Here is a 14,429-nt window from a genome sequence, read left to right as displayed (position 1 = left end):
AACGCCGACCCGCAGTTGCACTGCTTTCGCAGACCCCTTTGGGATTTATACTCAAAAGCTTGCAAGAACCAATCAACCAACAAAAGAAAAGCCGAATTGTGTCTGCCAACCAGTCTGTGGGCTTTGTAAAGCCCGAACTTATTGAGTTCACTGCACCGCTGTTGCTCGAGTGCGGCAAAACCCTGCCCAGCTATTCGCTGATGGTTGAAACTTATGGTGCGCTGAATGCCGATAAAAGCAATGCCGTGTTGGTGTGCCACGCACTGAATGCCTCTCACCATGTGGCTGGCCTTTATGAAGGGCAAGAGAAAAGCGAAGGCTGGTGGGACAACATGGTGGGCCCGGGCAAGCCCTTGGACACCAACCAGTTTTTCGTCATTGGCGTGAACAATCTGGGTTCGTGTTTTGGGTCAACCGGCCCCAGCAGCACCAACCCGTTAACTGGCAAGCCTTACGGTGCCGACTTCCCGTTTGTGACTGTCCAAGACTGGGTGAATGCGCAGGTTCGCCTGGCAGACCACTTCGGTATTCAGAAGTTTGCCGCGGTCATGGGCGGAAGCCTGGGTGGCATGCAAGCCCTGCAATGGAGCTTGAGTTACCCAGACCGCGTGGGCCACTGCATGGTTGTGGCTTCCACGCCCAAGTTGAGCGCACAGAACATTGCCTTTAACGAAGTAGCCCGCCAAGCCATTGTGACAGACCCGGATTTTCATGGGGGCAACTATTACGAGCATGGTGTGGTGCCCAAGCGCGGTTTGCGTTTGGCCAGAATGATTGGCCACATTACCTACTTAAGTGGTGATGACATGGCCGAGAAATTCGGTCGCACGCTGCGCAACGGCGACTACAACTACGGGCTGGGTGTTGACTTTCAGGTGGAAAGTTACCTGCGTTACCAAGGCGACAAGTTTGCAGATTATTTTGATGCCAACACCTATTTGCTGATTACCAAAGCGCTAGATTACTTTGACCCTGCCCGCCACACGGGTGGCGATTTGGCCAAGGCGCTGGAAGCCGCAAAGGCAAAATTCTTGCTGGTCAGCTTCACCACCGACTGGCGCTTTGCCCCGGAGCGTACCCGCGAAATTGTAGAAGCGCTGATGGCCAACCAGCGCGATGTAACCTATGCTGAAATCGATGCGCCGCATGGTCATGATGCGTTTTTGCTGACTGACGAGCGCTACCACAATGTAGTGCGTGGCTACTTTGAGCGCATTGCCAAGGAGCTTGCATGAAAACCCTGCACGCGGTTCGACAAGACGTACAGCCCTTGCCCATTGTGGTACCCAGGGCAGATCTGGATTTGATTGAAAGTTGGGTGCCCATGGGTGCACGTGTGCTTGATTTGGGCTGTGGTGATGGCTCGTTTCTGGCGCGCTTGATGAAAACTCGAAATGCCACAGGTTACGGCGTGGAAATTGACGACACCAACGTGCAGCGCAGTGTGGCAAATGGCATCAACGTGATTCAGCAAGATCTTGAAAAAGGCCTGGCCATGTTCGAAGATCATGCATTTGACGTGGTTATCTTGTCGCAAACATTGCAGGCGATGCACAACACCGAGCGCATTCTGAAAGAAATCGCGCGGGTGGGCAAAGAGGGCATTGTAAGCTTTCCCAACTTTGGTCATTGGTACCATGTGTGGTCTATTGCTTGGGGTCGCATGCCAGTATCGAAACAAATGCCCTACCAGTGGTACAACACGCCCAACATTCACCTGTGCACCCCCAAAGACTTCGAAGTGCTGGTTGCTCAAATCGGACATAAAGTGCTGGGCAAGCAATTATTTTTGCATGGCGAACCAGTCGAATTTTTGGGCAATTTGCGCAGTACGCTGGCGGTGTATCGCTTCAAGCCAAAATTCGCTGTGTAGCGCATCATGCAAAGCCCGCCACCCACACCCCTTGAAAAGGATTACTGGCAGCAGGTTAAGCGAATTACCGGGCGTTTGTTGGTGGTCTGGATTGCGCTGATTCTGATTGTTGTTCTGTTTGTTCCCCGGCTTGGCATCACGGTGTATGGCGTGCCGCTGACGTATTGGCTGATCTCCAGTGTTCTTCTTTTAAGCTTTTTGGGTTTGGTTGCATGCTATGCATGGCGCCTGGATAGGTTAGAATCGGAATTCAAACGAGCGGTGGAAAACAACCGCAACCTACCAGGAGACAGACATGAAGAGCAGCACCGGCGAGGTGGGGAAACCCCTCTCTGACACCAAAAGCACGCCCCTGCGGTTCGTAACCGGGTCGTCGCTGTTCGACGGGCACGACGCCGCAATCAATATGATTCGCCGTTTGTTGCAAAGTCAGGGTGCTGAAGTCATTCATCTGGGGCACAACCGATCTGTGCAGGAACTGGTCGATGCCGCCATTCAGGAAGATGCCGATGGTTTGGCCGTTAGTTCTTACCAAGGTGGCCACAATGAATTTTTCAAGTACATGGTCGATGAGCTGAAAGCTCAACACGCAGGCCACATTCAAGTGTTTGGCGGTGGTGGTGGTGTCATTCTTCCTTCTGAAATTGAAGCCCTTCAAGCCTATGGTGTAAATCGTATTTACAGCCCGCAAGATGGACAGAAAATGGGCCTGGAAGGCATGATTGGCGACATGATTGCCCGCGCAGCGCAAGTGCGCGACGCGCGTAAAAAGGCTGAAGTTGCGTGCACGCCTGAAGGCATCAAAGCGCTGGCCAGCAATTGGCCGCTGTTGACCCAGCTGATTACCCGCCTTGAACGCGATGAAGTGCCTGCTGCTGACCTGGAAGCAATCCGCACGCTAGCCCAAGCCAGCAAAACCCCGGTGCTGGGCATTACTGGCACGGGCGGTGCGGGCAAATCCAGCCTCACCGATGAATTGATTCGCCGCCTGCGCATGGACCATGGCGATGACTTGACAATTGGCGTGGTGTGCGTTGACCCATCGCGCCGCAAAACCGGTGGTGCCTTGTTGGGCGACCGCATTCGAATGAATGCCATTGGCCCCTGGGCAGGCAATGGCCCCAAAGTGTTTATGCGTTCACTGGCCACCCGTGATTCCGCGCAGGAAGTGCCCGCCACCTTGCCTGATATTATTGCGCTGTGCCGTGCCACCGGCTTTGATGTGGTGCTGATTGAAACCCCGGGTATTGGCCAGGGCGACGCAGCAATTGTGCCGCATGTGGATTTCAGCCTGTATGTGATGACGCCTGAATACGGCGCAGCCAGTCAGCTTGAAAAAATCGACATGCTGGATTTCGCTGATTTTGTGGCGGTGAACAAATTCGACCGCAAAGGCGCACTCGACGCCCTGCGCGATGTGTGCAAACAGGTGCAACGCAACCGCATGGCGTTTACCAGCATGCCCGACACCATGCCCGTTTACGGCACGCTGGCCAGCCGCTTTAACGACGATGGCGTTAGTGCCCTGTACAAAGCACTGCGCGCCGCCATGCCGATTGCCAAGCCTTCCAAAGATCTGTTTAAGGCCATCGACACCAAACACTCCACCACCATGAAGGCGGTGGTGCCTTCCGAGCGCGTGCGCTACTTGGCTGAAATTGCGCAGGCTGTGCGCAGCTACAAAGCGCAGGTGCAGAAAGACGTGGCCGCCGTGTACGACCTGGAATGCATGGAACGTGCGCAAGCCTTGATGCTGGAACACAAGCCCGACAAAACCAAGGCTGTTGAAGCATTGGGCGACATTGTGGAGTGGACCCAAACCCGGATCAGCATGGCTGCTCAAAAAGCCATGAAAGATTATTCCAAACTGGCGGAGGGCTACCAAGGCGACACGCTGACCTACGAGGTGCGTGGAAAGGCCCTGCAAGCACCGCTCACGGTAACCACACTGTGTGGCTTGAAAATCAATCGTGTTAGCCTGCCCAAGTTCACCAGCCGCGCCGATTTGCTGAAGTTTGTGATGTTGGAAAATCTGCCCGGTTATTTCCCGTTCACGGCCGGTGTGTTTCCAGTGAAGCGCGAGGGCGAAGACCCCACCCGCATGTTCGCCGGTGAAGGCGACCCTGCGCGCACCAACCGCCGCTTTAAAATGCTGAGCAGTGCCAGCGACGCCAAGCGTTTGTCGACCGCGTTTGACTCGGTCACCTTGTACGGTTTCGACCCCGACCTGCGCCCCGACATTTACGGCAAAGTAGGCACCAGTGGTGTGAGCGTAGCCACGCTAGACGACATGAAAGTGTTGTACAGCGGCTTTGATTTGTGCGCGCCTAGCACCAGCGTGTCGATGACCATCAACGGCCCGGCACCCAGCATTCTGGCCATGTTCCTGAACACCGCGATTGACCAGCAGGTGGACAAATTCACGGCTGAAAACAAACGCGCCCCGAATACCGATGAATACGCGAATATCAAGGCCGCCACATTGAAAGCGGTACGCGGCACCGTACAAGCAGATATTCTGAAAGAAGACCAAGGGCAGAACACCTGCATCTTCTCGACTGAATTCAGCTTGCGCGTGATGGGTGATATTCAGCAGTACTTCATCGACCATGAAGTGCGCAATTTCTACAGCGTGTCGATCAGCGGTTATCACATTGCTGAAGCTGGAGCGAACCCGATTTCGCAACTGGCCTTTACGTTAAGCAATGGCTTCACATTCGTGGAAGCTTATTTGGCGCGCGGCATGAAGATCGACGACTTTGCGCCCAACTTAAGCTTCTTCTTTTCCAACGGCATGGACCCGGAATACACCGTGCTGGGCCGTGTGGCACGCCGCATTTGGGCCATCGCCATGCGCGACAAATACGGCGCCAGCGACCGCAGCCAGAAACTGAAATACCACATTCAAACCAGTGGCCGTAGTTTGCACGCACAGGAAATTGCATTCAACGACATACGCACCACCTTGCAAGCGCTGATTGCAGTTTACGACCACTGCAACAGCCTGCACACCAATGCCTATGACGAAGCGGTAACCACCCCGACCGAGGAAAGTGTGCGCCGTGCCATGGCCATTCAGTTGATCATCAACAAGGAATGGGGCCTGGCCAAAAATGAAAACCCGAATCAAGGTGCGTTTGTAGTCGAGGAACTGACCGAACTGGTTGAAAACGCAGTGCTGGATGAACTTGACCGCATCAGCGAACGCGGCGGCGTGCTGGGCGCCATGGAAACTGGCTACCAGCGCAGCAAGATTCAAGAAGAGTCGATGCACTATGAAATTCAAAAGCACGACGGCACCTTGCCCATTGTGGGAGTGAACACCTTCACCAACCCGAATGACAACTCCGACTCATTGAACTCGCTTGAATTGGCGCGCGCCACTGAGGAAGAGAAGTTGAGCCAGCTTGATCGCCTTGCAGAGTTTCAGCAAAGGCATGCGGATGAAAGTGGACCCATGCTGGACCGCTTGAAGCAAACTGCCATGGATGGCGGGAATGTATTTGAAGTCCTGGTCGATGCAGTGCGGGTGTGTTCGCTGGGGCAGATTACGCAGGCGCTGTTTGAAGTCGGTGGGAAGTATCGCAGGTCGATGTGAGTTTCTGCCAACTCGTCGCGGATTTCACCGACTCGTCGTGGATTTCACCAACTCGTCGTGGATTTCACCAACTCGTCGTGGATTTCACCAACTCGTCGTGGCTTGCCTGTTCCGCACTGAAAACCGCTTAATCCCTTATTGAATTCATCCTTGCTCAAAGAATTCGGCAAAACAGATGGCCGAATTCTTTGTCGGCCGTGGGCCGAACGCGGCGTGTGAATTCAAACGGGGCGGTTTTCTTGAAGTGCGGAATAAGTAACACACGCCGAGTTGGCTGGTCAGCGCCGCGCTTGCAGATTAGGCACTCTTCAGACCTTTTCATTTGCTGCGCATCAGTCCTTCTTCACTGCTTTGAAGTTCAGAAAACTTGCGCCTTCAAAGTAGACTTTCATTGTGTCCTTGGTAAGTGAGACCACCCAAAAAGTGGTGAATGTCTCTGCGTTTCCTTCTTCCTGACAACTAGCCTCGGCAGTTGTCAGTTCCAAATCGGTCAGGCCCGTGTTTTCAGGTGTGAATTCTTGGATCGGCGACACGGTCTCGTTAAGTTGCTTGATGACCTCCGTGTTCGTTTTAGCGGTTTCCTGTAAGGTCAATTTTCCATTGCACTGAGTTAGCAGGTCGAATCCGTTTTGGGGGGAGTTGAAATCAAGTACCTGCCCCTTGCGCTGATCCAACGCATCAGCAAGCAATGAATCGCATCCAAACGCACAGCTGAACGTTTCGAATTGCCAAGTTGTAGGCGTTTCCTGTGTAACTAGTAATTGAGCAGGCGGTTGCTTGGTAGTCGGATCGCAAGCCACAAGGAGTACTGATATAAACACGAATGAAAGTTGAAGTTGTTTATGCATATGTACTGCCCACGTTCTTCAAGTAAATGGAGACTGATTGAGTGGAGTGGGTTTTCAGACGGCGAAAGTAATGTTCTCGTTTACCCCAGAAACCATTGCTGAATCTGACGTATTCCACGCCGGTAGATGATTGTGAACCAATCCAGCGTTCCTGGTCGACAACGATTCCAATGTGATTCACAAAACTCCCAGTAGCCGGAAAAATAACAATGTCGCCAGGTCGCGGGTTATCCACCGTCTCAAATAACTCGCTGCCAATAAACCCTTGAACATTGGTTTGAAACATTACTTTCTTTTCTGGAAACAAATTGCCCAACACATGAGCAACGAATCCGGAGCAATCAAATCCCTCCAGAGTTTTTCCACCCCATTTGTATTTTCTGTTATCAACAATTCTGTGAACACGCTCTGCCTCGTAAACAATGCCTACCCCACTGTTTTCCAATACGCGATCACTCATTGCAGTCCCTGAAAAATTTAAAGGAAACAAATTAAGTTGAATATCATTAACGGTCAAATGGGGGGGCGTTTGTGTCATCCGATTTGATGGCATTAATTTGGCAGATTAACTACCAAGTTTGCCGATCACTTGCTGCGTTTAGCCCAATCGGCAGCAATGTGCCAATCGCATCGCCTTCAAGAAAACCTGCCCGTTTGAATTCACACGCCACGTTCGGCCAATAGCCGACACCGAGGCTTGGCCGGTAGTTTTGCCAAGCGAGGTGAGTTAGTGTGAAACTCAAAAAGGGATCAACAGGTTTTCAGGCGTGCGCTTGGGACTTGCGACAATTGGGCCTACAAGCGTGATTAACGGCAATCACTTTGCGTTAAAATCAGACGATCGAAGTACGCCAAAAGCAGCACCATGAAACTCAACGCCGATCTTTCCCAACGCGCAGTCGTCAACAGCAAGGAAGTGGATTGGATTGCCTCCCCGGCCCCAGGTGTTTGGCGCAAACCGCTTGAGCGTGATGGTGACGAAGTTGCACGTTTAACCTCCATTGTGCGTTACGACCCGGGTTGTGCATTTCCCGAACACGAGCATGGTGGTGGGGAAGAATTCTTCGTGCTCGAAGGCACATTTGAGGACGAGTTTGGCGCCTACCCAGCTGGCACATTTGTAAAAAACCCCGTGGGTACCAAGCATTCACCAAAGTCGACTGAAGGTTGCACCATTCTGGTCAAGTTGCGCCACATGCGGGCGGAAGATCAAACTCCGGTGGTCATCAACACCAACAAGGCTGAATGGCGACAAGGCCTTGTGCCCGGTTTGAAAGTGATGCCGCTGGACAGTTTCGAAACGCGCCACACCGCGCTGGTTAAGTGGGCTCCAGAAACCTATTTCAATATGCATCGCCACATTGGCGGCGAGGAAATTTTTGTACTGGAAGGTGTGTTTTCCGATGAGAATGGCGACTACCCGGCGGGCACCTGGATTCGCAGTCCGCATGCCAGTGTACACACGCCTTTCAGCAAGCCTGGTTGTACCATTCTTGTTCGCACGGGTCATCTTGTTGACTAGTCGAACGCCGTTTGTTTCAAATCGGTGACTTGTCTCTTAGTAGGTTTCACCTCATCCTAAGCACTCACAACTTGGTAACAGTTCAAACCCATTTGGATTGTCGCCATGCTGTACAACACCCACTCAATTTTCCCTTTATTGTTCATCGCGCTGCTTGCAGCATGCGGTGGTAACAACGATGCCCCTGCGCCCACTCGAATTGATGAGCAAGAAAATCAAGCCACTATCAATGCGGGTGAAGACCAGCAAGCGGCGGAACGATCTACGGTGGTGCTTAACGCGCAAGTAAATACACCCACTGATCAATCGGTGGTCGCTTATTCTTGGTTCCCCGCCAATGAGAATACGGTTTTTTTCGGCGAGGCGGGTCGATCAGACGAATCTGCACTGACCCTGGTGCTTCCTCAAGTTGATCAGGACACCGCGGTTGAATTCGTTGTGCAGGCCCAGCTTTCCAACGGCACGGTGCTTGAAGACCGGGTTGAAATAGAAATTCAGAACACATTCAACAATGCTTTGCCGGTTGTTAACACCAGCTTCACACCCATTCAGGCCGACAACCGCCTTGTTGCCAACGCCTGTGAATCAACAGATGCCGATGGCAGCATTGAATCTTTTCAGTGGCGCAATGAAACGCTGAACCTTGAATACGCTGAAGCCACCTGCAATTTGAGTGTGCAGCTGCCCAATTCCCCAGACTCACAAACCTACACAATTCGTGCCATTGCCATCGACAATCAGGAAGGCCTTGGTTTCAAATTATTCAATGTGACCACACCCAATCGCGATGCCAACACTGCACCCGTGATTCAAAATGCCAGCGCCTTGCCTGAACCGGTGCGCCCCGGTGAAACCCTGAGTCTTCAGGTGCAGGCAAGTGATGCAAACGGCGACACTTTGTTTTATCGCTGGACACAAACCAGTGGCCCAACGCTTTCAATAAACAATGCCGACCAGGCCACCGCACAGGTAACAATTCCCGCTGAATTTCAAGATCAAATGCTAAGTTTTAGCATTGAGGTGTCCGACCGCTCAACGTTTGCAGCAAGTGTGGCTCAAGAAACCGTGAATGCCACCGTGCGGGCCAACACTGCCGGCACGGCAAGCTTGTTCAGTTGTTTGCAAGACCCCACGGGTTTAGGTTGCCCGCTGGCGGGTGTGTTGTCTGCACCGCCGCTGGGTGTGCAGCAACCCGCTAGTCAGCAGTTCTCGGCTGGGCAATGCACGCCGTTCTACGGTGGTGGCTTGACCGGGCAAGGCTATTCCCATTTGCTGGGGGCCATGCACGAACACACCGCCTATTCCGATGGGCAAGCCGACACCGATCCCGAACAGGTTTATCGCCAAACCCGCGAGCGCGGCATGGATTTCGTGATGTCGTCGGATCACTCAGACAACCTGGCCATTCCTTTGGCCCTGCCCGACACCGACAACTGCACCGACAACCCTTTGTCGTGCCTTATATCTGATCCGGACAACCTGCCCAACAGCCTCACCAAGTGGCGCAGCACGCTGAATCAGGCCAATGCCGTCACCGGTGAGTCACCAGGAATGTTCACCGCGATGCGTGGTTTTGAATGGACCTCTGATCGGTTTGGCCATGCCAACGTGTACATGAGCAAGTTCAATATCAATGCCAAACTTGGCCCCGGCTATGTGGTGTCCATGGACTTGTTCTGGCAATGGTTTGTGTTGTCGCCGCAATTTGGCGGTGGTGGCGACGGCATCATGGTGTTCAACCACCCTGGCCGTGAAGACGCCATTCACGGCGTATTGCTGCAAATTGGCGAAGGTGTGGGTCAAGCCACGCGCATGGCAGGTGCATTGAACGCATTAAATGTGTTCCAGCAAGGCGACCCCGCCTATGCATTCAACGACTTCAAGTATGTGGCTCCAGCCGATTACCGGGTGGTGGGGCTGGAAGTATTCGGCAAGGGTGATGAGTACGACACCGACGGCAAGTTCGGTTCTTGGTATGGCCATGCGCTTGACAAGGGTTGGTACTTGGGGCCAGCGGGATCGGAAGATCACCATGCCACCGATTGGGGCGGCAGCAGTTTGCCAAAAACCGTGGCCATTGCCCGTGCCAACAATCAGGCTGAAATTCGGGAAGCCTTTTTGGCTCGCCGGTTTTACACGGTTGCTCAAAACGAAAATGCACTGCGTATGAATTTTAATGCAGTGCAACCCTCAACACAGAGCGCCCAGCGCCTGCCCATGGGTTCACGCATCGGCACACGCAGCGACACTGTTCAGTTTGAATTTGATGTCAGCAGCACCAACACTATGGATGCACTGGAAGGCATGTCGTTCGAATTGTTCAGTTCACAGTCAGGCCCGAGCAGCAATGAAGAGGGGCGTTACTTGCCACTTCAAACCGTTGCTGGCAAGACAGGGCAATTCACCGTTACACCGGCAGATGGAAAGAATTGGTATTTCCTCCGTGTAAAGCGGGGTGATCGCATTGTGGCGGTGAGTGCACCCATCTGGATTTTCAAGGGAAGCGACCCATTGCCGGAATGCAAGGCCTTTTAAAGTGACGTTGATTTAAAACTCTTCAGCCCACTTTTTGAATTGGCTTAGCGAGCCTTTGAACAAGTGGTCAATGTCGGCCAGTTGTTCATCCACAAACTCCCGCACTTTCGAGCCTTTGCTGGCAGGCTCCACCCGCAGGTGGGCCTCGCATTGCCCGTCGGCCGTGCTTACGCGCATGTTCAGCTTGTGGGCAATGCGCAGCATGGCCTCGTTGTCGGTCAGCGTGTATACAAACAGCATTTCAATGCCGTCGTTGCGAGCGCGGCGCAGGGCACGTTGAAACAGCAATGTGCCCAGGCCATGCCCACGCATGTTGGCGTCCAGTGAAAGCCCCAATTCAGCGCCTTTGGGTGCAGGGCTGTCTGCTGATTGGTTCAGTTCAGCCAGGTGCACCACACCCAGCAACACATCATCACGCCCAAAAATACCGAACACCGAATCGCGTTCGAAATCAATGCTGGCGGTGTATTTGGCAATGGCCGCATCGCCCAGCGCATAACTGAAGCGCAAACGGCGGTCGGTTTCATCCAATGCCAGCAAGTGTGCAAGAATCAAGGGACGGTGCGATTCATCCAGTTCCACAATTGGAACCTTCGACAAGCCCAGAATGGACGCAGCCCGGCGCCCCAGGACGCTGGGGATATCAAACCACTCAATGGGCTCTGAAGACATAATGAACTCGACTGCAAAAATTGTGAAAATCGGAAATATGCTTACATGATCCATCAACAAGAAAGCAAGCCGCAACCCAATACCCTGCAAGTTGGAGTACCTATTCAATTCTGCGAACTGGGCCAGGTCGAGTATTTACCGACTTGGGAAGCCATGCGCAATTTCACAGAAGCCCGCTCAGAGCAGCCTGGCGGGCAAATTAGCGACCAGATCTGGATTTGTGAACACCCTCCTGTGTTCACTTTGGGTTTGGCTGGCGACCCCGCACACATGTTGCAGCGCAGCAACATACCCTTGGTGAACACCGACCGTGGGGGGCAAATAACCTATCACGGCCCCGGTCAAATCGTGATTTATCCGCTTTTGGACCTGCGCAGGTTCGGTTTGAAGGTGCGCGAATACGTTCAATTGCTTGAGCAAAGCATCATTGACGCTTTGGTGGCCGTGGGTGTGGCAGATGCCCAACGCAAGCCCAGTGCACCCGGCGTGTACACCATGCACCACGGCAGCCTGGCCAAAATTGCCGCCTTGGGCATCAAGATCCGCAAGGGCTGTGCCTATCACGGCTTGTCGGTGAATGTGAACATGGATTTAGCACCCTTCCAGCACATAAACCCTTGTGGCTACGTGGGTTTGGAAACTGTGGACTTGGCCACGATTGGTGTTAAAATTTCACCCTCTGAGATGCAAGTGCATCTGATGAAATATCTGATTCAACACCTTGAAGCTGCGAGATCCGCAGTGGCAAAGTAAACAAACGGCCATTTCACCCAAAGGCCAGGGAGCAAAAACGTGTCCGAGATCAACGAAAATTCAGCCGTCGCCAAAGAACTCAGCGCGGTGAGCGATCCGACCGTCAAGCAAAAAGCGGCCGCCAAAACTGCCCGCATACCCATCAAGATTGTGCCTATGGAACAGCTGAAAAAACCCAGCTGGATCCGGGTCAAAGCTGGTTCACCGTCTACCCGCTTCTATGAAATCAAGGAAATTCTGCGCGAGCACAAGCTGCACACCGTGTGTGAAGAAGCCTCTTGCCCCAACATCGGTGAATGCTTTGGCAAAGGCACGGCCACCTTCATGATCATGGGCGACAAATGCACCCGCCGTTGCCCCTTCTGCGATGTGGGCCACGGCCGCCCCGACCCACTGGATGAAAATGAGCCTCTGAACTTGGCCAAGACCATTGCCGCTTTGCGCTTGAATTATGTGGTGATTACATCCGTAGACCGCGACGACTTACGCGACGGTGGCGCAGGTCATTTTGTGGCCTGCATCGAAAAAACCCGCGAGTTGTCGCCCAACACAAAAATTGAAATTCTGGTGCCCGATTTCCGTGGGCGCCTGGATCGGGCACTGGGCATTTTGAATGCTGCCCCGCCCGATGTGATGAACCACAACCTGGAAACCACCGAGCGCCTGTACAAAGAAGCCCGCCCGGGTTCCGACTACAAACATTCATTGAAGCTGCTGCAGGAATTCAAGAAAACCCACCCCAACACGCCGACCAAGAGCGGCATCATGGTGGGCTTGGGTGAAACTGATGAAGAAATCTTGCAGGTGATGCGCGACATGCGCGAGCACCAGGTCGACATGATCACAATTGGCCAGTACTTGGCTCCATCAGGTCATCACCTGCCAGTGCGCCGTTATGTGCACCCCGACGTATTCAAAATGTTCGAGGAAAAAGCCTATGAAATGGGCTTCACCCACGCAGCAGTAGGAGCAATGGTGCGCAGTTCATACCATGCCGATGAACAGGCGCATGGCTTGGTGTAACTAGTTGCGAAACTGCCCCGCGCTGATGAATTCGCCAAAGCGTTCACACCAAACAATAGCAGCGCTGTAATTTTGCAAGTCGGTGTTCGGTGGAAGGTCGAGGATAAACCCACCGAAGGTTTTTACAGACCCCACCCGAAGCGATTGATTTTTGATTTCCAGAAAGCCCGCTTCGTCTTCAATAAATTTTGGAGTCAGGTACAAGTAGTAATCGGGCCCCGGCGCAAGCTCACCCTCGAATACCGCTTGGCTTGCCGTCAGGGTTAAGCGACCCTCTCCCCAATGCAGAAAATCACTGCCCTTCAAGTCGCGTTTGAATTCAGTCGAGAACAGTGCACTGCTTTGCGAAGCCGCAATGGCTTCCGTACCAGGGCCTTCAGGTTCTACCAAAATGGGGAGTAAATAAATACCCAGTGCAACACCAAGGACCAGCGCGCCAGCATGGGTAATCAGCAGAAGAAGTTTTTTCATGGTTTATCTAGCCATCAGGGTTTGAATCTATTAATTCGCTCCCTGGGCTAAAAACGTTTCACGCGATGTTTAATATATTCAAGGCGTTGGTAGGTTGGAAAAAGTAAAGGCTTAAAGCTCTCGCTTGTCTGAACACTCACCCAAGCCACCATCCAGCCTGCAGCGAATGCGCTTCAAAATCTTCATCATCTCCGGGTCGTAAAATCCATCGGCAGTCATCTGGATTCTCGATTCACGCATTAGCACATCGTATTTCGCTCGGTCACTAGCGGGAATGTCCAGCCATGCCGCAGCTGGAATTCCTTTTTCGGAGGTATCGACCAGCGCGATCGCCCGGTCAAACTGCTGTTGAATCCATACACGCGACTTCTGCCCGAACCCTTCTGGAAATTTGTCTTTCTTGATCAAAATATTGGCCGTTAACTGCACCAGCGGAAATCGGTAGATGCCGCCCTTGTTGCCAATGCCTTTGTACAATTCAAGTGGTTGGTAGGCAATGGCGGGTGCCGCAATAATGTCCACCTGCCCATTGTTGAATTTGGTGCCGAAGTTGATCACTTCACTTGAAACGGGTTGTGCACCCAGTTGCTGAACCATTTTCGCTTGTGATTTGTCGTAGTCGAGCACAGCAATTTTTTTACCGGCTGCTTTTTCAACTGAATTAATCGCGCGGTCATTCACCATCACATAAGCGGCACCAATCGGCAAAATACCAGCCACTTCAAACAAGCCCGATGTCATTTTGTCGGCCAGTTTCGGGTTGCTCATCAAATCGATTACTGTGCGCAAGTGTTTGTACGTCGGCACCGCGCCAATGGAGTCAATGCTGCCCACGAACTGGTTGAATTGCCGGCCCCGCAGTGTTGAAATCGCGGCTGCGTCGCATTTGCCGGTTTTGAAGTCTTCGGCAGCCAGGCGTTCATCTACATATGCTTCCAACTCTATATTCGCACCCCAGCCTTTCGCGGCCACTGCATAATCGCGCGCCTGCGCAAAAGCGGGGCCACTGCGCCCGGCAATGTCGAAAATGCACATCTTGATGGTGTTGGCGTTGGCCTGTGTGGGAAGTGCCAGGCTTGCACCCAGCAGCAGGAGTGCTGCAGCAGCGGTTGTGTTCATGTCGTCTCCGGTAAT

General features: G+C 52.9%; 13 protein-coding genes. 8 read left to right on the top strand and 5 right to left on the bottom strand.

Annotation, left to right across the window (positions count from 1 at the left end; genetic code table 11):
- Window positions 1-71: 71 nt before the first annotated feature.
- From metX to icmF, 4 genes are read left to right on the top strand one after another with little or no spacing between them, the layout of a single operon-like run.
- Window positions 72-1,235 (top strand): homoserine O-succinyltransferase MetX, encoded by a 1,164-nt coding sequence (gene metX, locus NSP04_RS11040; protein ID WP_371825025.1) that lies wholly within the window; start codon window positions 72-74, stop codon window positions 1,233-1,235.
- Window positions 1,232-1,873, top strand: coding sequence for a methionine biosynthesis protein MetW (gene metW / locus NSP04_RS11035; RefSeq protein WP_257512407.1), 642 nt, complete (start codon window positions 1,232-1,234; stop codon window positions 1,871-1,873). The genes metX and metW overlap by 4 nt, the downstream gene beginning before the upstream one ends.
- Before the next feature lie 6 nt (window positions 1,874-1,879).
- Window positions 1,880-2,209: a DUF4212 domain-containing protein gene (locus NSP04_RS11030; RefSeq protein WP_257512406.1), complete on the top strand. Its 330-nt coding sequence runs from the start codon at window positions 1,880-1,882 to the stop codon at window positions 2,207-2,209.
- Window positions 2,169-5,471 carry a fused isobutyryl-CoA mutase/GTPase IcmF gene (gene icmF / locus NSP04_RS11025; RefSeq protein WP_257512405.1) on the top strand — a complete coding sequence of 1,101 codons (3,303 nt, stop codon included), beginning with the start codon at window positions 2,169-2,171 and terminating at the stop codon, window positions 5,469-5,471. The genes NSP04_RS11030 and icmF overlap by 41 nt, the downstream gene beginning before the upstream one ends.
- A gap of 332 nt (window positions 5,472-5,803) precedes the next feature.
- Here the strand turns inward: icmF and NSP04_RS11020 are convergent, their stop codons facing one another.
- Together NSP04_RS11020 and NSP04_RS11015 are read right to left on the bottom strand one after the other, a co-directional pair.
- Entirely contained in the window at window positions 5,804-6,319 is a 516-nt protein-coding gene (locus NSP04_RS11020; RefSeq protein ID WP_257512404.1) for a hypothetical protein, read from the bottom strand.
- Window positions 6,312-6,857: a C40 family peptidase gene (locus tag NSP04_RS11015; protein ID WP_257512403.1), complete on the bottom strand. Its 546-nt coding sequence runs from the start codon at window positions 6,855-6,857 to the stop codon at window positions 6,312-6,314. The genes NSP04_RS11020 and NSP04_RS11015 overlap by 8 nt, the downstream gene beginning before the upstream one ends.
- Window positions 6,858-7,184: 327 nt before the next feature.
- Here NSP04_RS11015 and NSP04_RS11010 point away from each other — a divergent pair, with 327 nt between their 5' ends.
- Both NSP04_RS11010 and NSP04_RS11005 read left to right on the top strand, forming a co-directional pair.
- Window positions 7,185-7,841, top strand: coding sequence for a cupin domain-containing protein (locus NSP04_RS11010; protein WP_257512402.1), 657 nt, complete (start codon window positions 7,185-7,187; stop codon window positions 7,839-7,841).
- Window positions 7,842-7,946: 105 nt separating this feature from the next.
- Window positions 7,947-10,376: a PKD domain-containing protein gene (locus tag NSP04_RS11005; RefSeq protein ID WP_257512401.1), complete on the top strand. Its 2,430-nt coding sequence runs from the start codon at window positions 7,947-7,949 to the stop codon at window positions 10,374-10,376.
- A gap of 12 nt (window positions 10,377-10,388) precedes the next feature.
- Here NSP04_RS11005 and NSP04_RS11000 read toward each other — a convergent pair whose 3' ends face one another.
- Window positions 10,389-11,048, bottom strand: coding sequence for a GNAT family N-acetyltransferase (locus tag NSP04_RS11000; RefSeq protein ID WP_257512400.1), 660 nt, complete (start codon window positions 11,046-11,048; stop codon window positions 10,389-10,391).
- Window positions 11,049-11,093: 45 nt separating this feature from the next.
- Between NSP04_RS11000 and lipB the strand changes: the two genes are divergently transcribed.
- Both lipB and lipA read left to right on the top strand, forming a co-directional pair.
- Complete coding sequence (gene lipB, locus NSP04_RS10995) at window positions 11,094-11,801, top strand: lipoyl(octanoyl) transferase LipB (protein ID WP_257512399.1); 708 nt, start codon at window positions 11,094-11,096, stop codon at window positions 11,799-11,801.
- A 39-nt stretch (window positions 11,802-11,840) separates the two neighbouring features.
- Window positions 11,841-12,824 carry a lipoyl synthase gene (gene lipA / locus NSP04_RS10990; protein WP_371825019.1) on the top strand — a complete coding sequence of 328 codons (984 nt, stop codon included), beginning with the start codon at window positions 11,841-11,843 and terminating at the stop codon, window positions 12,822-12,824.
- Here lipA and NSP04_RS10985 read toward each other — a convergent pair whose 3' ends face one another.
- Together NSP04_RS10985 and NSP04_RS10980 are read right to left on the bottom strand one after the other, a co-directional pair.
- Window positions 12,825-13,295 carry a DM13 domain-containing protein gene (locus tag NSP04_RS10985; RefSeq protein ID WP_257512398.1) on the bottom strand — a complete coding sequence of 157 codons (471 nt, stop codon included), beginning with the start codon at window positions 13,293-13,295 and terminating at the stop codon, window positions 12,825-12,827.
- A gap of 111 nt (window positions 13,296-13,406) precedes the next feature.
- Entirely contained in the window at window positions 13,407-14,414 is a 1,008-nt protein-coding gene (locus NSP04_RS10980) for a putative solute-binding protein (RefSeq protein WP_257512397.1), read from the bottom strand.
- Between the last annotated feature and the right edge of the window lie 15 nt (window positions 14,415-14,429).

This window comes from Limnobacter parvus (assembly GCF_024623725.1).
Taxonomy (GTDB): Bacteria; Pseudomonadota; Gammaproteobacteria; order Burkholderiales; family Burkholderiaceae_B; genus Limnobacter; species Limnobacter parvus.
Note: the sequence above shows the minus strand (reverse complement) of the source record. Positions and strands in the feature narration are given on the sequence as shown.

What these genes read in the sequence shown, in the direction of transcription:
- NSP04_RS11000 (WP_257512400.1), bottom strand. Translation starts at nt 11,048, where the DNA reads ATGTCTTCAGAGCCCATTGAGTGGTTTGATATCCCCAGCGTCCTGGGG.
- NSP04_RS11020 (WP_257512404.1), bottom strand. Translation starts at nt 6,319, where the DNA reads ATGCATAAACAACTTCAACTTTCATTCGTGTTTATATCAGTACTCCTT.
- NSP04_RS11005 (WP_257512401.1), top strand. Translation starts at nt 7,947, where the DNA reads ATGCTGTACAACACCCACTCAATTTTCCCTTTATTGTTCATCGCGCTG.
- icmF (WP_257512405.1), top strand. Translation starts at nt 2,169, where the DNA reads ATGAAGAGCAGCACCGGCGAGGTGGGGAAACCCCTCTCTGACACCAAA.
- metW (WP_257512407.1), top strand. Translation starts at nt 1,232, where the DNA reads ATGAAAACCCTGCACGCGGTTCGACAAGACGTACAGCCCTTGCCCATT.
- lipB (WP_257512399.1), top strand. Translation starts at nt 11,094, where the DNA reads ATGATCCATCAACAAGAAAGCAAGCCGCAACCCAATACCCTGCAAGTT.
- NSP04_RS10980 (WP_257512397.1), bottom strand. Translation starts at nt 14,414, where the DNA reads ATGAACACAACCGCTGCTGCAGCACTCCTGCTGCTGGGTGCAAGCCTG.
- NSP04_RS11015 (WP_257512403.1), bottom strand. Translation starts at nt 6,857, where the DNA reads ATGACACAAACGCCCCCCCATTTGACCGTTAATGATATTCAACTTAAT.
- NSP04_RS11010 (WP_257512402.1), top strand. Translation starts at nt 7,185, where the DNA reads ATGAAACTCAACGCCGATCTTTCCCAACGCGCAGTCGTCAACAGCAAG.
- NSP04_RS10985 (WP_257512398.1), bottom strand. Translation starts at nt 13,295, where the DNA reads ATGAAAAAACTTCTTCTGCTGATTACCCATGCTGGCGCGCTGGTCCTT.
- NSP04_RS11030 (WP_257512406.1), top strand. Translation starts at nt 1,880, where the DNA reads ATGCAAAGCCCGCCACCCACACCCCTTGAAAAGGATTACTGGCAGCAG.